Origin of the sequence: Mesorhizobium sp. M1A.F.Ca.IN.022.06.1.1 (assembly GCF_003952605.1) — a bacterium.
Lineage (GTDB): Bacteria > Pseudomonadota > Alphaproteobacteria > Rhizobiales > Rhizobiaceae > Mesorhizobium.
In genome coordinates this window covers 1510049-1530598 of sequence record NZ_CP034455.1, presented here as the reverse complement: position 1 = coordinate 1530598, position 20550 = coordinate 1510049, and the positions used below count along the sequence as shown (strand labels likewise).

Annotated in this window: 20 protein-coding genes and 1 pseudogene; 17 read left to right on the top strand and 4 right to left on the bottom strand. The window is 64.2% G+C overall.

The features are described 5' to 3' along the window. Nucleotides 1-41: 41 nt before the first annotated feature. From EJ078_RS07610 to EJ078_RS07590, 5 genes are all read left to right on the top strand, one after another. Entirely contained in the window at nt 42-929 is an 888-nt protein-coding gene (locus EJ078_RS07610) for an ABC transporter permease (RefSeq protein WP_067327786.1), read from the top strand. After that, nucleotides 926-1747 (top strand): ABC transporter permease, encoded by an 822-nt coding sequence (locus EJ078_RS07605; protein WP_067327787.1) that lies wholly within the window; start codon nt 926-928, stop codon nt 1745-1747. The genes EJ078_RS07610 and EJ078_RS07605 overlap by 4 nt, the downstream gene beginning before the upstream one ends. A 27-nt stretch (nt 1748-1774) precedes the next feature. Further along, a complete protein-coding gene (locus tag EJ078_RS07600; protein WP_066988891.1) occupies nt 1775-2845 on the top strand; it encodes an ABC transporter substrate-binding protein in 1071 nt (356 codons plus the stop codon). A gap of 205 nt (nt 2846-3050) precedes the next feature. After that, nucleotides 3051-3653, top strand: a complete 603-nt coding sequence (locus EJ078_RS07595; protein ID WP_066988889.1) for a cupin domain-containing protein — start codon at nt 3051-3053, stop codon at nt 3651-3653. Then, nucleotides 3643-4728 (top strand): ABC transporter ATP-binding protein, encoded by a 1086-nt coding sequence (locus EJ078_RS07590; protein WP_067327789.1) that lies wholly within the window; start codon nt 3643-3645, stop codon nt 4726-4728. The genes EJ078_RS07595 and EJ078_RS07590 overlap by 11 nt, the downstream gene beginning before the upstream one ends. Before the next feature lie 9 nt (nt 4729-4737). Here the strand turns inward: EJ078_RS07590 and EJ078_RS07585 are convergent, their stop codons facing one another. Continuing rightward, nucleotides 4738-5439, bottom strand: a complete 702-nt coding sequence (locus tag EJ078_RS07585) for a GntR family transcriptional regulator (protein WP_066988885.1) — start codon at nt 5437-5439, stop codon at nt 4738-4740. A gap of 226 nt (nt 5440-5665) precedes the next feature. Between EJ078_RS07585 and EJ078_RS07580 the strand changes: the two genes are divergently transcribed. The 9 genes and pseudogenes from EJ078_RS07580 to EJ078_RS07540 all read left to right on the top strand — a co-directional run bounded on the left by EJ078_RS07580 (nt 5666) and on the right by EJ078_RS07540 (nt 14724). Next, on the top strand, nt 5666-6706 hold the full coding sequence (locus EJ078_RS07580) for an ABC transporter substrate-binding protein (protein WP_067327790.1): 1041 nt from the start codon (nt 5666-5668) through the stop codon (nt 6704-6706). Nucleotides 6707-6782: 76 nt separating this feature from the next. After that, nucleotides 6783-7865 (top strand): ABC transporter ATP-binding protein, encoded by a 1083-nt coding sequence (locus EJ078_RS07575; protein WP_067328014.1) that lies wholly within the window; start codon nt 6783-6785, stop codon nt 7863-7865. Further along, nucleotides 7862-8785: an ABC transporter permease gene (locus EJ078_RS07570; protein ID WP_067327791.1), complete on the top strand. Its 924-nt coding sequence runs from the start codon at nt 7862-7864 to the stop codon at nt 8783-8785. Before EJ078_RS07575 ends, EJ078_RS07570 begins: the two co-directional genes overlap by 4 nt. After that, nucleotides 8782-9582, top strand: a complete 801-nt coding sequence (locus EJ078_RS07565) for an ABC transporter permease (protein ID WP_067327792.1) — start codon at nt 8782-8784, stop codon at nt 9580-9582. The genes EJ078_RS07570 and EJ078_RS07565 overlap by 4 nt, the downstream gene beginning before the upstream one ends. A gap of 24 nt (nt 9583-9606) precedes the next feature. Further along, nucleotides 9607-11193 (top strand): gamma-glutamyltransferase, encoded by a 1587-nt coding sequence (gene ggt, locus EJ078_RS07560; RefSeq protein WP_067327793.1) that lies wholly within the window; start codon nt 9607-9609, stop codon nt 11191-11193. 50 nt (nt 11194-11243) lie between these two features. Continuing rightward, nucleotides 11244-12773: an acyl--CoA ligase gene (locus tag EJ078_RS07555; RefSeq protein WP_067327794.1), complete on the top strand. Its 1530-nt coding sequence runs from the start codon at nt 11244-11246 to the stop codon at nt 12771-12773. Beyond that, nucleotides 12773-13750: a 2-dehydropantoate 2-reductase gene (locus EJ078_RS07550; RefSeq protein ID WP_067327795.1), complete on the top strand. Its 978-nt coding sequence runs from the start codon at nt 12773-12775 to the stop codon at nt 13748-13750. The genes EJ078_RS07555 and EJ078_RS07550 overlap by 1 nt, the downstream gene beginning before the upstream one ends. Before the next feature lie 99 nt (nt 13751-13849). After that, a complete protein-coding gene (locus tag EJ078_RS07545; RefSeq protein WP_066988871.1) occupies nt 13850-14203 on the top strand; it encodes a nuclear transport factor 2 family protein in 354 nt (117 codons plus the stop codon). 196 nt (nt 14204-14399) lie between these two features. Further along, nucleotides 14400-14724: pseudogene (locus EJ078_RS07540) on the top strand (ArsC family reductase). 197 nt (nt 14725-14921) lie between these two features. Here EJ078_RS07540 and EJ078_RS07535 read toward each other — a convergent pair. From EJ078_RS07535 to EJ078_RS07525, 3 genes are all read right to left on the bottom strand, one after another. After that, nucleotides 14922-15269: a DUF488 domain-containing protein gene (locus tag EJ078_RS07535; protein WP_067327797.1), complete on the bottom strand. Its 348-nt coding sequence runs from the start codon at nt 15267-15269 to the stop codon at nt 14922-14924. Nucleotides 15270-15291: 22 nt separating this feature from the next. After that, complete coding sequence (locus EJ078_RS07530; RefSeq protein ID WP_127847421.1) at nt 15292-16548, bottom strand: aminopeptidase; 1257 nt, start codon at nt 16546-16548, stop codon at nt 15292-15294. A 140-nt stretch (nt 16549-16688) separates the two neighbouring features. After that, entirely contained in the window at nt 16689-17603 is a 915-nt protein-coding gene (locus EJ078_RS07525) for a LysR substrate-binding domain-containing protein (RefSeq protein WP_127216172.1), read from the bottom strand. A 95-nt stretch (nt 17604-17698) separates the two neighbouring features. Between EJ078_RS07525 and EJ078_RS07520 the strand changes: the two genes are divergently transcribed. The 3 genes from EJ078_RS07520 (at nt 17699) to sbmA (ending at nt 20511) form a co-directional block, all read left to right on the top strand. Continuing rightward, nucleotides 17699-17896 (top strand): hypothetical protein, encoded by a 198-nt coding sequence (locus tag EJ078_RS07520; RefSeq protein WP_095800927.1) that lies wholly within the window; start codon nt 17699-17701, stop codon nt 17894-17896. Nucleotides 17897-17968: 72 nt separating this feature from the next. Then, entirely contained in the window at nt 17969-19129 is a 1161-nt protein-coding gene (locus EJ078_RS07515; RefSeq protein WP_127216171.1) for a YbfB/YjiJ family MFS transporter, read from the top strand. A 122-nt stretch (nt 19130-19251) separates the two neighbouring features. Further along, nucleotides 19252-20511: a peptide antibiotic transporter SbmA gene (gene sbmA, locus EJ078_RS07510; protein WP_127216170.1), complete on the top strand. Its 1260-nt coding sequence runs from the start codon at nt 19252-19254 to the stop codon at nt 20509-20511. The last annotated feature ends 39 nt before the right edge of the window (nt 20512-20550 follow it).

Genomic DNA, 20550 nt, shown 5'->3' with positions numbered 1-20550 from the left:
AATCATTAGCTGATTTCAAAAATCCGATGGGCAGCTAGCAGATGTCCACCATCGTTGCAGCGCGACGATCGCCGGAAACCCGCATCTCGCCGGTTTTCCGCTTTGCCATGCTGTTGCCCGGCGGGGTGGTCACCTTCTTCCTCATCCTCTTTGCCCTCGGCCTTGTGCTCTTCCTTGCCTTCAGGAGCAATGACGGCTCGCTGCTCGGCGCCGGCCTGACGGCGGCAAACTTCGTAACTGTGGCCACCGATCCGCTCTACTGGACGGTGACGCTGCGCTCGCTGGTCATCGCCGGCCTGGTGACGCTCGCCACCGTCGCTACTGCATATCCGGTCGCCTACTACCTCGCCTTCCATGCCGGCCGCCGGCGCAACCTGCTGCTCTTCCTGGTCACGCTGCCGTTCTGGACCAGCTACCTTTTGCGCGTCTTTGCCTGGAAGATCGTGCTTGCCTATAACGGCGTCCTGAACTCGGCTTTCATCGAAAGCGGCCTCTGGTCGGAGCCGACGCTCGCCTTCCTCAACACGCCGGCCGCGGTGGTGGTGACGCTTGCGCACGCCTACGCGCCTTTCGCCATCCTGCCCATCTACGTGGCGCTGGATACCATCCCGAAATCGCTGCTCGAAGCCGCCTCCGATCTCGGCGCGCGCCCGTTCACGTCGTTCCGCCGCGTCGTGCTGCCCAATTCGATGCCGGGGGTGCTGGCGGCGGCTCTCGTCGTCTTCGTGCCGACCGTCGGCGACTATGTCACGCCGGCTATGGTCGGCGGCCCGGCCAGTACCATGATCGGCACGCTGATCCAGTCGCAATTCGGCAAGGCCAATGACTGGCCGTTCGGCGCGGCCCTGTCGGTCTGCGTCATGCTGGTCATCCTGTGCGTGGTCCTGGTCGCGCGCGGCGCCGACCGCCGGTTTGGCAGCCGCACATGAGCGCGGCGCGCAAAGAGGCAAATGCGGGCGGTCGCTGGCTCGGCCTCTATGTGCTTGCCTATCTCGTCTTCCTCTATCTGCCTATCCTTTTGATCCCGCTGTTTTCCTTCAACGATTCCATCCAGGCGGCGTTTCCGCTGCAGGGCTTCACGCTCGGTTGGTACGAGACCCTCTACGGCAATCCGGCGCTGTCCGGCGCTTTGGCCAACAGTCTCGTCATCGGTGTCGTTGCTGCCTCGGGGGCAACGCTTTGCGGCATCACCGTTTCCTATATGGACCTCTACGGCCGCTCGCCGCTCGCGGCTACGATCAGTGCCATAGCCCGGCTGCCGATCCTAATCCCCGGCGTCATCGTCGGCATCTCGCTCTTGATCCTGGTCAATCTCATTGGCCTCGGCCCGTCGCGCGTTGCAATCGTGCTCGGCCATATCCTGGTGGCGCTGCCGACGACGGTGGTGGTGATGCGCAGTCGATTCGCCGCGATCCCAAAGACCATTCGCGAGGCGGCGCTCGACCTTGGGGCGTCGGACTGGACAACGTTCCGGCGCGTCATGCTTCCGCTCAGCCTGCCGGCGGTGCTGTCGGCCTTCATGCTCGCCTTCCTGACCTCCTTCGACGAGTTCATCGTCGTCTTCTTCCTCGCCGGCACCGAGCCGACGCTGCCGCTCTACATTTGGAGCCAACTGCGCTTCCCGCGTTCGCTGCCCACGGTGATGGCGCTCGGAACGGTGATCCTGGCCGTGTCCTTCGTCATCGCCACCCTCGCCGAGATCCTGCGCCATCGCGGCCTCGGCGCCGCGCGCCGCAATCCAGCCTGAACCACAACAAAGAAGAGGAGAACGAAAATGACAGTCCACCTGAAATCGATCACGGGATACAAGGCCCGCGCGGGTCTAGCCGCACTCGCCCTGGCGCTGTCGTCGACCGTCGCTTTGGCCGCCGACAAGCTGCAATATTTCACCTGGTCGGGCTACGAGCTGCCCGACTTCAACAAGAGCTTCCTCACCGCGCATCCGGATGGTGTCGAGGCCACGATCTTCGGCGATGACGACGATGCCTTCACCAAGGTCAAGGCCGGCTTCCGGCCCGACATCGCCCATCCCTGCTACGACAAGGTGGCGCGCTGGAACAAGGAAGGCCTGCTGCAGCCGATCGACACCAAGCGCATCAAGAATTGGGATTCGATCTTCCCGGTGTTCAAGAACCTGCCCGACTTGCAGGCAGGCGACGGCAAGGTCTGGATGGTGCCGTGGGACTGGGGCAACACCTCGATCCTCTACCGGACCGATCTGGTGAAGAACCCCGAGGCGAGCTGGAACCTTTTGTGGGACAAGCAATATGCCGGCCGCATGGCGACCATCGACGCCGTGCATGACACGCCGATCGTCGCGGCACTTCTGGCTGGCGTGAACCCCTTCGACATGACGCCGGAGCAGATGGAAAAAGTCGCGGCGAAACTGCGCGAGCAGCGGCCACTGCTGTCGAGCTACACCACCGACATGACCTCGGTCGAGCAGGCGCTGGCCAGCGGCCAGTTGGTCGCCGCCATGACCTGGAACGCGTCGGCCACGTCGCTCAAGAAGCAGGGCGTGCCGGTCGAGTTCATGAAGCCGAAGGAAGGCATGCTCACCTGGGCCTGCGGCTTCGTCATGCTGAAGGACGCCAAGAACGTCGATCTCGCCTATGACTTCATCAACAGCCGGCTCGACGCCGATTCGGGCAAGTACCTCATCCAGTCCTACGGCTATGGCAGCTCGCTTTCGACCGCCTTCGCCGGCGTGTCGAAAGACGAGCTGGACAAGCTGCAGCTGCCGGCGGATCCCGACGTGATGCTGAAGAGCACGATCTTCACCGGACCGATGAAGCAGAACGACGACGTCGCCAAGATGTTCGAGAAGGTGAAAGCCGGCGGCTGAGCGCACTTGCCTTCTCCCCTTGTGGGAGAAGGTGGACCGGCGCGCAGCGCCGAGACGGATCAGGGGTGATCCAGGGAACGCCGACGTCTCACTTCGCTGGAGCACCCCTCATCCGTCGCCTTCGGCGACACCTTCTCCCACAAGGGGGGAAGGGGGGCCTGGCGGCGCTGCGCCGCACCGGTGGAAAGACAACAAGGACTATTTGATGGACATTGTTGACGAAGCAAAACCGAAGGACGATGCCGACGTGCGTGTCGGCCGGCGCGTGCGGGCGCTGAGGCTCGAGCGCAAGCTGTCGCTGGCCGAGCTCGCCGCCAAGGCCGGCATATCGATCGGCGCGCTCAGCCAGATCGAGCGCGGCATGTCCTCCCTGCGCGTCAAGGTGATCTGGCCGCTGGCCGCCGCCCTCGACATCGAGCCCTCGGCCCTGATCGCCGACGGCGATGAAGCGGTCAACGACCTCTATTGCGTGCGCGCCGACAAGCGGCGCGCAATCCCGGTCAAGTCCGAGGGCATCGCCAAGGCGCTGCTCTCGCCGCCCGCCGCCACACTCACCGGAATGCTGGTGACGGTCGAGGCCGGCGGCGGCACCGCCGAAGCTTATGCCCATGCCGGCCACGAATTCGGCTTCGTGATGACGGGCGAGGTCGAGCTGGTGGTTGACGCCACGGCCTATGTGCTGAAGGCCGGCGACAGCTTTGGCTTCAAGAGCACGCTGCTGCATGCCTTCCGCAATCCGGGCGCCGAGCGCTGCCAGATCCTGTGGGTCAACACGACAAAACCCTCCGAGGTGCGCGATGGCGCCTGACGCGCTCGTTCGTCTAGAGAACGTCTCGAAGGTCTTCCCGGGCGGCGTGGTCGGGCTCGATGCGGTCGATCTCGACATTGCGGCGGGCGAGTTCCTGACCCTGCTCGGCCCCTCAGGCTGCGGCAAGACGACGAGCCTGCGCGTCATCGCCGGCTTCGAGAGCCCGACCAGCGGCAACGTGCTGCTCGAAGGCGGTGACATCACCGGTCTGAGGCCCTTCGACCGTCCGGTCAACACCGTCTTTCAGGACTATGCGCTGTTCCCGCATATGGACGTCGCGGCGAATGTCGGCTTCGGCCTCTCGCTGCGCAAACTGTCCGGCACCGAGCAGGCCAAGCGCGTCGGTCAGGCGCTTGACATGGTCGGCCTAGCCGACAAGCTGCGCGCCCGCATCTCCGAACTGTCGGGCGGTCAGCGCCAGCGCGTCGCGCTTGCCCGCGCCATCGTCTGCGAGCCGCGTGTGCTCTTGCTCGACGAGCCGCTGTCGGCGCTCGACGCGCATCTGCGTGAGCAGATGCAGGTCGAGCTCAAGCGACTGCAGTCCCGGCTCGGCACCACCTTCGTCATGGTCACGCACGACCAGACCGAGGCGCTGTCGATTTCCGACCGCATCGTCGTCATGAACAAAGGCCGCATCGAGCAGATCGCGCCGCCCGCGACGCTTTACGACCGTCCGGCGACGCGGTTCGTCGCCTCCTTCATCGGCACCATGAATCTTCTGCAGTCACGCTTTGTCGGGCGCGACGGCGAGCGGCTGCGCTTTACCGCCGGCGAGCTGCCGCTGGTGGCCATACCGGAGACCGGCGAGATACCGGCTGTTGGCGACGCACGCACCATCGGCGTTCGTCCGGAGGATCTTGTGGCGGCCACCGAGGCCGCCGAAGGCACCGCGCCGGCGCGGGTGAGTGGCATCGTCTTCCACGGTCGCACGTTGCGCCTTCACGCCGAACTGGGGCAGGGGACTGCAATTGTCATCGATGCTCCACGCCGCGCCGACGGTTTTCGATTCAGCATCGGCGACGTAGCGCACGTCAGCCTGCGGCGTGGCGCCAACTGCCCTGTGCTCTCGAACTGATCGCCGGCCTCACGAAGCCTTGGCGAAAAAGCCCTGATAATCGGACTTGGCCTGCAGCAGGCGCAGGATGTTCTCGCGCGAGCCGCGCACATGCGCGCGAGCGCGCTCGCCGGCCAAAGCGACATCACCGGCGCAGATCGCGTCGACGATGCCCGTATGCTCCTCGCGGGTGAGCTTCCACTCGTCCAGCCACAGAAGCTCGGTCCACACATATTGCTGGCATTTGTCGAGGATGCCGCAAAGCATGCCGTGCAGCATCTCGTTGCCGCTGATCTCGGCGATCACCCGGTGCAGATCGATGCCGACCTGCAGCTCCTCAAATTTCTCTCGTGTGCTGCGGTCGGGGATTGCCGCCAGCCGTTCGCATTCGGCGAGCATGTCGCGCAGCCGCGCCTTGTCGGCGGCGGTCGCGTTCGCCGCCGCCAGCTCGGTCGCGCGCCCGTCGAGCAGCTCGCGAATGTCGAAGGCCTCGCGGAACATGGTCAGGTTGAACTCGGCAACGATATAGCCCTGGCGCGGACGTCCGATCACCAGGCCGTCGCGCTCGAGACGGTTGAAGGCTTCGCGCACCGGCGTGCGGCTCACCTTCAGGCGCTCGGCGATCTCGTTCTCGGTCACGCGGCCGCCTGGCGGGATCTGGCCGGTGATGATCAACGCCTTCAGCTTCTCGAACACCGAATCGCGCAGCGTGTTCTTTCTCTCCTTGCTCAAGCGTCCCGCCTCCAACGGTCAGTCACGGATTCGCAGTCTAGTGCCTTTTGGCTCCTGCTTGAAACAGGGCCGTGTCAAACGCTCCCGACCCGAAGCCTCAACTCATCGCCGCCCAAAATACGCTCGGCACATGTTGACATCGGCTTCCGGAGAATTACACTCAAAATTGTATACAAATTCGCATACCAAATCAACGATAATGGGAACACCGGTTGGAGAAGCGAAAATGACGAAGAGACTTTGCATTCACGGTCTGGCCGTAGCCGGCCTGCTGGCCTCGGCCGCCGTTCCGGCCTCGGCCGCCGACACCATCACCGTCGCCTCATGGGGCGGCACCTATCAGGAGGCACAGACCAAGGCCTTCTTCGATCCGACGGCCAAGGAGCTCGGCATCACCATCAAGCAGGACACCACCAACGGCCTCGACGACGTGCGCCTGCAGGTCACCGGCAATGCGGTGAAATGGGACATCACCGAGCTTGGCGCCGACGAATGCGCGCGCGGTTCCAAGGAGGGCCTGTTCGAAAAGCTCGACTACAACGTCATCGACAAGAGCGGCATCAACCCGAAGCTCGTCCATGACGACTGGGTTGGCATCTCTTACACGTCCGTCGTGCTGATCTACCGAACCGATGTTTTCGGCGACAAGGGACCGAAGACCTGGGCCGATTTCTGGGACGTGGAAAAATTCCCGGGCCGGCGGGCGCTCTCCGGCAGCCAGGCGACGGAGACACTGAGCGTCGCGGCGCTCGCCAAAGGCACTCCGATCGACAAGGTCTATCCGGTCGACATCGACGGCGCGCTGCAATCCGTCGATAAGGTCAAGGGTCACATCGACGCTTGGTGGACCTCGGGCGCGCAGGCCATGCAACTCGTCAAGGACGGTGAGGTCGATATGGCGAGCATCTGGAACGGCCGCGCCGGCACCCTGAGGAAGGAAGGCGCACCTGTCAGCTTCTCCTTCGACCAGGGTGTGCTTACCGCCGACTGCATGGTCATCCCGAAGGGCTCGAAGAACAAGGACCTCGCGATGAAAGCGCTGGCCAAGTTCGTCAGCCCCGACCTCCAGGCCAATCTGCCGCTCTATGTCGACAACGGCCCGGCCAACGAGAAGGCCTTCGAGACCGGCAAGATCCCGCAGGAGCGCATCAAGGACATCAACTCCGCGCCCGACAACGTCAAGAAGCAGGTGCTTCAGGATCCCGAGTTCTGGCGCGACAACCTCGTCGAGGCGACGGAGAAGTTCAACAACCTGATCCAGCAATAACGACTGCGCGGCGGAGCGGCGCGACGAGGCGCTGCTCCGCCGCGCTATCAATGATCCGGAGTTGAAGGAGATGCTCTTGTCTCTTGCGCCGACAGCGCTTCCCATCGGCATCCACGGTATCGAGAAGCGCTTCGGCGCGCTCTCCATCCTGAGCGATCTCAGCCTCGATGTCGCGGCCGGTGAATTCCTGACGCTGCTCGGTCCGTCGGGGTCGGGAAAGACCACGCTGCTGATGATCCTGGCCGGCTTTGTGCGGGCCAATGCCGGCTCGATCACGGTCGGCGGCGAGGAGATCATCACCATGCCGCCACACAAGCGCAACATCGGCATGGTGTTCCAGAACTATGCGCTGTTCCCGCATATGAACGTCTTCCACAACATCGCCTTTCCGCTGAAGCAGCGGCGCGTATCGGCGGCGGAAACGGCCGAGCGTGTCGAGCGGGCGCTGGACCTGGTGCAGCTGAAAGGTCTCGGCGAGCGCCGCGTCGACCAGCTTTCGGGCGGCCAGCGCCAGCGCGTGGCTTTGGCCCGCGCCATCGTCTTCGAGCCGCGCATCGTGCTGATGGACGAGCCGCTGTCGGCGCTCGACAAAGGCTTACGCGAGCACATGCAGATCGAATTGCGCAACCTGCATCGGCGGCTCGGCATGACGACGGTCTACGTCACGCATGACCAGCGCGAGGCGATCACCATGTCCGATCGCATCGCGGTCATGAATGCCGGACGCATCGAGCAGATCGACCAGCCCGAGGTGCTCTACGCCCGGCCTAAGACGAAGTTCGTCGCCGGCTTCATCGGCGAATCCAATTTCATCCCGGTCGAATGCCGCAACGGCAGCGTCTGGTATGAGGATCGGAAGCTGCGCATGAATGACCCGGCGCCGTCCGCCGGTCGGCACTTGATGGTGGTGCGGCCGGAGAAATTGCGGCTGCTCGCCGACGCGGATCAGGCACGTCCCGTCAACGCGCTGCCGGCAACGGTCGGCGATGTCATCTATCAGGGCGACAGCTTCATCTGCTATGCGACGCTTCGCGACGGCCGCCAGGTGACGCTGCGCGACTATTGTCGCAGCGACGTGCTGGCGAAGCTGCCGGCGCCGGGCGAGCCGATCGCGCTCGGCATCGATGCCCAGGACGTCGTGCTGGTGTCGGATCAATGAGCGTCGGGTCCGCCAGTCTTGGTCACGCCGTCGGGCAGGACGGGGAACTCAACGCCTGGGCATTGCGCTCGGATGCCAGGCGCCAGGCGCTGGGGCTTCTGGCGCTGCTGTCGCCCGGGCTGTTCCTGGTATTCGCCGTCATCATCGTACCGATCGGCTGGCTGTTCTGGTTGTCGTTGTTCGACGAGAGCGGCCAGCTCAGCCTCGCCAATTACGCGCGCTTCTTCGAGCAGGCGTCCTACATCAAGACCTTCGCGACCACCTTCAAGGTTGCCTTTGTTGTCACTGGCGCCTGCGTGCTGTTCGGCTACCCGCTGGCCTATATGCTGTCGCAACTGCCGCGCCGCGCCGCCTCGATCTGCCTGATCTTCGTCATCCTGCCGTTCTGGACCTCGGTGCTGGTGCGCACCTATGCCTGGCTGGTCATCCTGCAGCGCAAGGGGCTGATCAACAATTGGCTGATCGATCTCGGCGTGATCGCCCAGCCGCTGCCGCTCGCCAACAATTTCGCCGGCGTCGTCATCGGCATGACCCACATCATGCTGCCCTTCCTGGTGCTACCGCTCTATGCTTCGATGAAGACCATCGATGTCGACTGCCTGCGCGCCGGCATGAATCTCGGCGCCAGCCCCGCCGCCACCTTCCGGCAGATCTTTTTCCCGCTGTCGCTGCCGGGCCTCGCCTCCGGCGTGGTCATCGTCTTCGTGCTTTGCCTCGGCTTTTTCGTCACGCCGGCGCTGATGGGCGGCGGCAAGGTCATCATGTGGGCGATGCGCATGGAGCAGGCGACCAGCCTCTACTCGAACTGGGGCGCGGGTGCTGCGCTCGGCGTCGTGCTGCTTGCCGTCACGCTGGCGCTGCTCGGCTTCTTCCAGTGGCTGCTCGGCGCGCGCGCCACCGGCGTTTGGAGCCAGCGATGAGCGCCGAAAGCAGCCTGCCTATAACGCATTGGCAACGCCTCTGGCTCTATCTGCTGGGCGGCCTCGTCATGCTGTTTTTGATCGCGCCCTCGGTGATTATTGTCATCATGTCCTTCTCCGGCTCGACGCTGCTGCAGTTCCCGCCCGAGCAATGGTCGCTGCGCTGGTATGAGAGCTATTTCGGTTCCGTCGAATGGCGCGACGCCACCATCGTCTCGGTGAAGGTGGCGGTGATGACCGCGATCGTGGCGACGCCGCTCGGCACCGCAGCTGCCTATGCCATCAACGCCGGCACGCTCAGGCTGACCGGCGCCATCAATGCGCTGCTCACGGCGTCGCTGATCATTCCGGTCATCCTGATCGGCATCGGCACTTTCTTTCTCTATGCCCGCATTGGCCTCAACAACACGCTGACCGGCCTCGTCATCGCCCACACCGTCCAGGCGTTGCCGCTGGTCGTGCTCACCGTCCTGTCGGGGCTGCGCTCTTACGACATGAACCAGGAGATGGTGGCGCGCAGCCTTGGCGCCGGCCGCTTCGCGGCCTTTTTCCAGGTGACCATGCCGCAGTTGCGCTTCTCGATCGTCTCGGGCGCGCTCTTTGCCTTCATCACCTCCTTCGACGAGGTGGTGGTGTCGCTCTTCATCTCGGGCGGTGAGACCACGACGCTGACGCGCCGCATGTTCAATGCATTGCGCGACCAGATCGATCCGACGATTGCCGCCATTTCGACTTGCCTGATCGTGCTATCGATCGTCTTGTTGTCCGCCGCCCAGCTTTTCGGCCGCGGACGTTGAGAATACAGGGATACCTCGAACAGAATGCGTGATTTCCAGTTTCCAGGCCGCTCGCCGGTCCGCGCCACCGAAGCCATGGCCGCGACCTCGCATCCGCTCGCCACACTTGCCGCCATCGACATGTTGCGGTCCGGCGGCAACGCCATGGATGCGGCTGTCTGCGCCGCGGCCGTGCAGGCGGTTGTCGAGCCGCAATCCACCGGCATCGGCGGCGACTGCTTCGTGCTCTACTGCCCGAAGGGAGAAGGCAATGTGATCGCCTTCAACGGCTCCGGCCGCGCGCCCCAGGCCGCTACGGTCGACTGGTATCTGGAGAGAGGTTTCAGCGAGCTGCCGAAGCAGGGCGCGCACGCGGTCACCATTCCCGGCGCCGTCGACGCCTGGTGTCGGCTGTTGGAAGACCATGGCCGAAAGGGCATAGCCGAAGCGCTCGCTCCCGCCATCCATTACGCCGAACAAGGCTACGTCGTACACGACCGCGTCGCCTTCGACTGGGAGGATCCGGAAACCGACCTGTCGGCCGACGAAGTGGCGGCGCGCATTTTCCTCCCGGGCGGCAAGCCGCCAAAGCCCGGTGATGTGCATCGCCAGCCGGAACTGGCGGAAACGCTGCGCATCATCGCTAAGCGCGGCCGCGCCGGTTTCTACGAAGGCGCTGTTGCGGAAGACATCGTCGGTCGGCTTCGCCAACTCGGCGGCCTTCATACGCTGGACGATTTCGCCGCGACGAAGGGCGACTACAAGACGCCGGTCAGCACCTCCTATCGCGGTCATGACATCCACCAGATGCCGCCGAACAATCAGGGCCTGACCGCGCTATTGATGCTGAACGTGCTCTCAGGCTTCGATCTCGGCGCGCTTGAACCGAATGGCGCAGAGCGCCTGCATCTGGAGATCGAGGCCGGCCGGCTGGCCTATCGCGACCGCGACAACCTGCTCGCGGATCAGGATCACGTTCGGGTGCCGGTGAAGGAACTCCTCTCCATCGCCTATGCCGACCGGCTGCGCGCCGAGATCGACCGGGAACGCGCCATGACGCATTTGCCGCGCGTCGATTTGCCGGGCAGCGACACGGTCTACATCACCGTCGTCGACCGCGACCGGAACGCGGTGAGCTTCATCAACTCGACCTATTATTCCTTTGGCAGCGGCGTCGTCGGTCCGAAGACCGGCGTCGTGCTGCAGAACCGCGGCACTTCGTTCCGGCTCGATCCGAAGCATCCGAACGCAATAGCGCCGGGCAAGCGGCCGATGCACACGATCATGCCGGGCATGATGGTGAGGGACGGCCGTGCCGTGATGCCCTTCGGCGTCATGGGCGGCGGCTATCAGCCCTTCGGCCATGTCCATCTTTTGACCAACATGATCGACTTCGGCATGGATCCGCAGCAGGCCTTGGATGCGCCGCGCGTCTTTTACAATCACGACGTCGTGGAAGCCGAGCGAAGCGTGCGTCCCGATACGGTCGAAGGCCTGCGCCGCCGCGGCCATCGTGTTGTCGAGCCAGACCATCCGCTCGGCGGCGGGCAGGCGGTGCTCATCGATTGGGAAAAAGGCACGCTGACCGGCGCCTCCGATCCGCGCAAGGACGGCTTGGCGCTCGGATACTGAGCAGCCCTTTGCTGGACATCGGCCGATCGTTCGAAACATAGTCTGGAACCATGACAACAAGCGAAAAACCCTTTGATCTTGCTCATCGCCTCGCGCCCGGCGCCGAAGATGCGCCAGCCATCGCCGCGCCCGACCGGACAGTGCTCTCGCATGGCGGGCTGCGGCGTCTGATCCAAGAGACCGTGACCCGGCTCAACACGCTCGGCATCGGCCGTGGCGACCGCGTTGCCATCGTGCTCCCGAACGGCCCGGAGATGGCAACGGCCTTCATCGCGGTCGCCGCAGCGGCGTCCACAGCGCCGCTCAATCCAGCCTACCGGGCCGACGAGCTCGATTTCTATCTCAGCGACATCGGCGTCAAGGCGATCCTTGTCGGCAAGGACGAGCAAGGACCCTCGGTCGAAGTTGCCGAACGCCTCGGCATTGCGGTGCTGCGGCTGGCGGTGCCTGAAGGCGCGCCGGCCGGCATCTTCACCATAGAGGGCGGCCCGGTCGGGCCGCCGGTTGCCTCCGGCTTGGCCGAAGACAGCGACACCGCTCTCCTTCTGCATACCTCCGGCACTACATCGCGGCCGAAGCTGGTGCCGCTCAGCCACGCCAACCTCGCCGCCTCGGCCGCGCATATCGGCGCCACGCTGGGCCTGGGCTCGGCCGACCGCTGCCTCAACATCATGCCGCTGTTTCACATCCACGGGCTGATCGCCGCGGTGCTATCCTCGCTCGCCGCCGGCGCCAGCGTCTTCTGCACGCCGGGCTTCAACGCGCTGCGCTTTTTCCAATGGCTCTCCGAAGCGAAGCCAACCTGGTATACGGCGGTGCCGACGATGCACCAGGCGATCCTGCCGCGCGCCGCGCGCAATCCCGAGCAACTGGCCGAAGCGAAGCTGCGTTTCATCCGCTCGTCGTCGGCCTCACTCCCGGCGCAGGTCATGGCAGAGCTGGAGGCGACTTTCGGCTGTCCGGTGATCGAGGCGTACGGCATGACCGAGGCTGCGCACCAGATGGCGTCCAACCGGCTGCCACCCGGACTGCGCAAGCCGGGCAGCGTCGGCGCCTCGGCCGGACCGGAAGTGGCCGTCATGGCGCCGGATGGAAGGCTGCTCGAGCCCGGCGAGATCGGCGAGATCGTCATTCGCGGCCCGAACGTCACCGCCGGCTACGAGAAGAATCCGGACGCCAACGCCAGCGCCTTCGCGCATGGCTGGTTCCACACCGGCGACCAGGGCGTGCTGGACGAGGACAATTATCTGCGCGTCACCGGCCGGCTGAAGGAGATCATCAATCGCGGCGGCGAAAAGATCTCTCCGCTCGAGGTCGACGGCGTGCTGATGGATCATCCGGCGGTGGCGCAGGTCGTCACCTTCGCCATGCCGCATGACAAGCTCGGCGAGGAAGTGGCTGCCGCTGTCGTGCTGCGGGAAGGCCAGAGCGCCAGCGAGGCCGACATTCGCGGCTTTGCCGCGACTCGGCTCGCCGATTTCAAGGTGCCGCGCAAGGTGGTGATCCTGGACGAGATCCCGAAGGGCGCCACCGGCAAATTGCAGCGCATAGGCCTCGCGGCAAAACTCGGTTTGAGCTGATGCGCATTACAGTCTTCGGCGCCGGCGCCATCGGCGGCTATCTCGCCGCCAAGCTGGCGATTGCCGGCCGCGTCGATCTGTCGATCGTCGCGCGCGGCGCGCATCTCGAAGCGATCCAGGCCGATGGCCTACGCCTCATCGAGGACGGCAAGGAGACGATCGCCCGGGTGAGAGCAGCGGCCACGGCCGAAGAACTCGGCATTCAGGATTACGTGGTGCTGGCGCTGAAAGCGCATTCTCTGGCGCCGGCGCTGGGCGAGATTGCACCGCTGCTGGGCGAGGGGACAGCCGTCGTCACCATGCAGAACGGCGTGCCCTGGTGGTACTTCTACAAGGCCGGCGGCGCGCTCGAAGGCACGCGGCTTGATGCGGTCGATTCCGGCGGAAGGATCTGGGAGACCATCGGGCCTGAGCGCATCATCGGCTCCGTCGTCTATCCGGCCGTCGAGGTCGATGCGCCCGGGCGGATCCGCCATGTCGAGGGCACGCGCTTTTCGCTCGGCGAGCCTTCGGGCGAAAAAAGCGAGCGGGTGACTGTGCTGGCGCGCGAGATGGTCAAGGCCGGGCTGCAGGCGCCGGTCCGCGAGGACATACGTTCGGAAATCTGGGTGAAGCTTTGGGGCAATCTTTCGTTCAACCCGATCTCGGCGCTGACCGGCAGCACGCTTGCGGCGATCGTCGCCGATGAAGGCACGCGGGCCGTCGCCCGCGCCATGATGCTGGAGGCGCAGGCGATTGGGGAGCTCCTCGGCGTGCGCTTCGTGATCCCCGTCGACCGGCGCATCAAGGGGGCCGGCGACGTCGGCGAGCACAAGACCTCGATGTTGCAGGACCTCGAACGCGGCCGCCCGATGGAGGTCGACGCGCTGGTAACGGCAGTGCAGGAGCTTGGCCGCCTGACCGGCCAGCCGACGCCCGCCATCGACACCGTGCTGGCGCTGGTGCGCCGGCTGGCGATCCAGCGCGGCTGCTGTTAGCAGACCGGCATTCGATCCTGACACGATTTGTCAGCTACCGACGCTTCGGCGATGGCAGGTCGCTCCCTATCTCGGGTCTGTCCAAACCGGGAGGAAATCATGACCACTGCCGAAGTCGCCAAGCATTTCACCGAACTCCTCAAGCAGGGCGACAACCGCGGCGCTGCCGCGAAATACAATGCCGATAACATCGTCAGCTACGAGGCGATGGAAGGGCCCATGGCCGTTTGCAGCGGCAGGGACGCCGTAAAGCAGAAGGGCGAATGGTGGGAAGCGAACCATGAGGTTCACGGCGGCTCGATCGAGGGCCCCTACGTCAATGGCGACCAGTTCGCCTTGCGCTTCACCTTTGACGTGACGCCCAAATCTACCGGCGAACGCGTCAAAATGGATGAGGTTGGCCTCTATACGGTCAAGAACGGCAAGATCAGCGAAGAGCGCTTCTACTATTGAAGCCGATCGGCGTCTGGCATTCCGAATCTTCGTTGCAGGATCTGAAAATCAGACATGGCGGCCAAGATGATATTCCGGCCGCCATGGAGAGCGCCAAATCGTCTTCACGTAGTCACGCTGGCAAAGCGGGCAAGGCAAGCCTAGGATTCGGCCAGATTCGCAATCCATCCGCCCGAGGTCCGAATTGACGATCACCATGTACGGCATCACCACCTGCGACACGATCAAGAAGGCGCGCGTCTGGCTGGAGAGCCGCGACCTTCCCTACCGCTTCCATGACTATCGCGCCGAAGGGATCGAGGCGGAAAGGCTGAATGGCTGGGTCGATAAGGTCGGCTGGGAGAGACTGCTCAACAAGGGCAGCACGACTTTTCGCGAACTGCCGGAGAAGGATAAGGAAGCGCTCGACGAGAAGAAAGCGAAGAAGCTGATGCTCGCCAAGCCCACTATCATCAAGCGGCCCGGGTGGCCGCATCTTGGTTGGTTTCAAGCCGGATGTTTATGAAGAGGCGGTGAAGTAGGATTCGGCAGGCGCGGCACACTATCCCTCGTCATCCTAGGGCGAGCAACGAGCGAAGCGACGCGCGCAGACCCTAGGATTCCATGCCGCGACGCTAAAGCGTTGTGGCGGTTTAAGAGTTCTGCTCCGTTGCGTCCTTCGGTGACAGTCACGGCATGGATCCTCGGGTCAAGCCCGAGGATGACGACGAGAGAGAGGTTACTCCCTCCGCAAATACCCCATCAACGCCACCGCATTGTTATGCGCCTCGTCATGCGCGCCGAAGAGCAGCGTCACCTTGCCGTGGCGCAGCAGTTCTCGCAGCTGCGCCACAGCCTCCTCGTTGCCGTCCAGCTCGGCGCAGTACCGCTTCTGGAACTCCGGCCATCGTTCGAGATCATGCCCGAACCATTTGCGCAGTTCGGTGCTCGGCGCGATCTTCTTCAGCCAAAGGTCCAGCGCGGCGTCCTTCTTGGAGACGCCGCGCGGCCAGACGCGGTCTACCAGCACACGCTGGCCATCGCTCCTCTCCGGCGCTTCGTAGACGCGCTTTACCGCCACGTCCAAGGCTGTCTCCGCGTCGGGTCTCTCAGGCCCACTCGCCCTTGCGCATCACCGGCACGCGGCTGCCGTCCTTGCCGACGCCGTCGATGTCGATCTTGTCCGAGCCGATCATCCAGTCGATGTGGATGAAACTCTTGTTGCCGCCGCGCTCGGCAATCTCGTCCTGGCTGAGCGAGCCGCCGTTGACGAAGCACTTCGAATAGCACTGTCCGAGCGCGATGTGGCAGGCGGCGTTCTCGTCGAACAGCGTGTTGAAGAACAGCAGGCAGCTCTTCGAGATCGGCGAGGAATGCGGCACCAGCGCCACTTCGCCGAGCCGGCGCGCGCCCTCGTCGGTGTCCAGCACCTTCTTCAGAACGTCCTCGCCCTTCGAGGCCTTGGCCTCGACGATCCGACCGCCCTCGAAGCGCACCGAGATCTCGTCGATCAGCGTGCCCTGGTAGGAGAGCGGCTTGGTCGAGGAGACATGGCCTTCGACGCGCCTCGCATGCGGCGTGGTGAAGACTTCCTCGGTCGGGATGTTCGGATTGCAGGTGATGCCGTTCTTCGCCGTCGAAGCGCCGCCCATCCATTCATGACCTTCCGCCAGGCCGACGGTGAGGTCGGTGCCCGGTCCGGTGAAATGCAGCGCGTGGAAATTGTGCTCGTTCAGCCATTTCGTGCGCTCGGCCAAGGCCGCGTTGTGCGCCTTCCAGTTGCCGATCGGATCCTCGACATCGACGCGCGAGGCCGAGAAGATCGCGTCGGCGAGCCTCACCACCGCGACATCGTCGGGCTCGCCCGGGAACACTTGGCGAGCCCAGGCAACATCCGGATATGCGACGATGTTCCAGTTGATGTCGAAACCGGTGATCTTTTCGAGCGCCGGCTGGTACGCCATCGAATTCGCCTTGTTGGCCCGCGCCACCTTGGCCGGGTCCTGCGCCGACAGCAGAGACGGATCCTCGCCGCGCACCGCAAGCCGCGCCGCATTGTTGGCGAAGGCTTTCGCCATGCCTTCGTAAAGCCAGCCGGCGGCGCGGTCGAAGCCGGCGTCGGCGCCATAGCGGAAACGCGCCAGCGTGATCTCGTCGTCGTTGAAGATCGGCGTCACCAGCCCGGCGCCGGCCCTATAGGCATGCTCGACGATGCGCCGGGTCAGCGGCAGCGCCGCGATCGAGGACGTCAGCACCAGGTCCTGTCCCGGCTGCAGCTGCAGCCCGACCTTGACGGCGACTTCGGCCAGCCTGTCGAGCTTCACCGGGTCGATGGTTGCCGAGACGCCGCGCGAATGTGTGGTCATGATCCTGCCTGCCGTGATTGTGGGGTCTGATCCTTACATAGACCGCTGCGCCCGGCCTTTCCACCGCGATCGACTGGGCCTCCAGGCATGATCGCGAAAAGTGCATGGCGGCGTTCGGACAAGATCATGCTCAAACGAGCTCAGGCGGCGCTGTCGAGCGCCCGGAACTGCGCCTTGGTCGCTTCGATCTCCTCGCGGACCCAGGCCTTGAAGTCGCGCACCTTTCGGCTTTCGCTTTTGGTGGCCGAGGTCACCATCCAGTAGCCGAGCCCGCTTTCAGCTCGCACGCCGAAAGGGGCGACCAGCCGGCCATCGGCCAGCGCATCGGCGGTCAGCAATTGCCAGGCGAGCATCACGCCATGGCCGGCGATTGCAGATTCCAGGCAGAGCATCGGATCGGTGAAGCGCGCGCCTTTTTGGAAAGTGACCGGCTCGACGCCGGCCGCCTTGAACCAGCTATCCCAGCTGATCATTGCCCGCTCGTCGGTGATGGCGCAGGTCCGCGCCAGGTCCTCGATCGACTTCAGCTTGGCCGCGATCGCTGGTACGCAGACCGGAAACACTTCCTGCGCCAAAAGCAGTTCCGCGTTTACTCCCGGCCAAGCGCCGTCGCCCATCCGAATCGCAATGTCGATATCGGAATGGTCGAGATCGGCGAGCCTGCCTGAAGCGTCTATGCGCAAGAGCACGTTGGGATGGCGGGCAAAATGCCGCGACAGCCTGGGCAACAGCCATTTCGAGGCGAAGGCGGGCGCCACCGACACCACCAGGGTGCATTCCGTTGCCTCGTCGGCCAACGCCACCGCTTGCGCAAGCTCGCGGAAGCCGGCGCTCAGCCGGGCCGTGAAAACGACGCCAAATTCCGTCGTCACGAGTCCGCCGGACGTCCGCTCGAACAGCGCCTGCCCCAGCTGTTTTTCCGTGCGCTTGATCTGCTGGCTGACGGCGCTGACCGAAACATTGAGTTCGGCAGCCGCCGCGGCAAGCGATCCAACGCGGGCAACGGTTTCGACGGCACGCAAGCCATTGAGGTGGACACGGTTCAGGATCGTCATCCAGTTTTTCTAAACTTGCTGGTCTCAAATCTCAATTGAAACGTGCCGAAGAAAAGCGGATTCTAGCGAGGCAAACCGGGCTTGGAGGCAGGTCGATGAAGATTTTCTCTTTGCTGAAGGGGCTTTCCGGCGCTGAGCCAAGACAGGCTTGGCAGGACGACGGCGAGATTGCCCGCTGGACGGTCGATCCTCTGTCGCATCCGGTGCTGGACTCCATGTCGGAGCGCGAGCTCGGCGATATGCCGTTCCGGCTCACGGCCGGCCGCACGGTGTACGAGACGGCTTGCCGCTGAAGGCGGGCCAAGCCGGCCTGGCCCAACGCAATCGCATTGTTTCGCACGTGCACACATTTATGCTGCGCTGCAATGAAAGCCGCTTCGCCATCTCCCTTGCGCCTTGCCCTCGCCGGCATGACGGCTCTCGCCGTCGCCATGGGCATCGGCCGCTTCGTCTACACGCCGATCCTGCCCGGCATGATGGAAGAGTTGCACCTGACGCCGGCAGACGCCGGCTGGATCGCTTCCGCTAACTATCTCGGCTATCTCATTGGCGCGCTCGCCGCGGCCGGCGGCTGGGCGCATGGCCGCGAGCGTCTGCTGATGTTCGCAAGCCTTGCCGCGAGCGCCGTGCTCGCGGCTCTGATGGGACTGAACGAGACGATGGCCGCTTTCCTCGCCATTCGTTTTCTCGCCGGCCTGGCCAGCGCCTTCGTCATGGTTTTCATGTCGTCGATCGTCTTCAGCCATCTTGCAAAGGCAGGCCGCGGCGATCTGCAAGCGCTGCATTTCGGCGGTGTCGGCCTGGGCATTGCGGCGTCCTCGGCGCTGCTGGCCATCCTCGTCACGGCCCATGCCGGCTGGCCCGCGGGCTGGCTATGGTCGGGAGCAATTTCCGCTGTCGGCCTGCTCCTCGTCGCGATCCTCGCGGGCTCCGCCACGCCCGCCAATGGCGTCGATGGGCCTGAACCGGCGTTGCCGAAGGATAGATCGCTGACGAAGATAATCCTTGCCTATGGGCTGTTCGGCTTGGGCTATGTGGTGACGGCCACTTTTCTGGTCGCCATCGTTCGCCAGGACGGCGGCGGACGTGTCTTCGAGGCCTCGGTCTGGATGATCGCCGGTCTTGCCGGCTTCCCCTCGACCTGGTTCTGGCAAAAGCTCGCCGGCAGGATCGGGCTTTATACGGCCTATGCCGTGAGCTGCCTGGTCGAAGTGGTCGGCGTCATCGCCAGCGTCGTCGTCAAAGGTTTCAGCGGGCCGCTTCTGGCTGCCGTATTGCTCGGCGGCACGTTCATCGCCATCACCGCGTTCGGCCTGCAGGCAGCAAGGCAGCTTGCGCCGCAGGCGCCGCGCCGCATCTTCGCGGTGATGACCGCCGCCTTCGGCCTCGGCCAGATCATCGGTCCGATTGCCGCCGGCTTGCTCGCCCAGGCCTCGGGCAATTATGTGCTCGCCTCGATCATGGCGGCTGCCGCTCTGCTGGTCTCCGGCGTCGTTGCCTGGTCGGCTGCACCAAAATCGCCATGATTTGTGGTCTTGTTCGGTGCCGAGCGCCGGGCCGGGCATTTTCTTTCCCAGTAATGTGTGACCTTATGCCCGCCGAACAGCAACGCCGCTGATTTGCGGTCAGACCGAGGAAACCCGCCACAGTGTTCGTATCCTTCTTCCCGCAGCCGAAGCTTTTCTTCACCTCGGCCGCCCTCTGGAGCCTTGCGGCGATCCTGTTCTGGTTCTTCGGCGGCGAACAGCTGGGCGCCATCCTCGGCATGCCGCCGGCGGCTGCGGATGCGCCGCCCATCATCGGCATCGCGGTTCTATGGTCGAAGCCGTTCTTGTGGTTCTACATGTACTTCGTGGCCTGTGTGGCGATCTTCTACGCGTTCTGGAGCTGGTATGCTCCGCATCCGTGGCAGAACTGGTCGATCCTGATGACCGCCGTCATTCTCTTCTTCATCTATTTCAACGTGCAGGTCAGCGTCGCCGTCAACAACTGGTACGGACCTTTCTTCGATTATGTCCAGGGGCTGATGTCCGGAACGACGCCATCGACTGACATCGAGTTCTACAGGGGGTTGGCCGACTTCTCCTGGCTGGCGCTGGTCGGCATGAACGTGCAGGTGGTCAACGCCTTTATCGTCAGCCACTGGATCTTCCGCTGGCGCACGGCGATGAACGACTACTTCATGGCGAACTGGGGCCGGCTGCGCCACATCGAGGGCGCTTCGCAGCGCATCCAGGAAGATACGATGCGCTTCTCGCAGATCATGGAGGACCTGGGCTCGAGCTTCGTCCAGTCGATCATGACCCTCATCGCCTTCCTGCCGGTGATGATCCAGCTGCAAGCGCACATCACCGAGTTGCCGATCCTGGGCGCGGTGCCGCAGCCCCTGGTCGTTGCCGCGCTGGGGTGGTGCATATTCGGCACGGCCTCGGTGATGCTCGCCGGCATCAAGCTGCCGGGCCTCCAGTTCCGCAACCAGCGCGTCGAGGCCGCCTATCGCAAGGAACTCGTCTACGGCGAAGACCATCCCGACCGGGCGCAGCCGGCGACGACGACGGAACTGTTCGACAATGTGCGCCGCAACTACTTCAGGCTCTATTTCCACTACATCTATTTCAACGTCGTCCGGTACACCTACCTGCAGGCCGACAACATCTTCTCGCTGCTGATCCTCGGGCCCTCGCTGGTTGCGCACAAGATCACCTTCGGTGCGCTGAACCAGATTTCGAACGCCTTCGGCAAGGTGACGAATTCGCTGCAGTTCCTGTTGAATTCCTGGTCGACCATCGTCGAGCTGCAGTCAGTGCACAAGCGCCTGCGCGCCTTCGAGGCGACGCTGGAAGGCGAGCCGCTGCCGGACATCGACCAGCGTTATCTCGCGCGGCAGAGCGCGGAGGATCCGGCCTGAACTCGGAACAATTGCGGAGCGCCTTTCCGTCCGGAATTG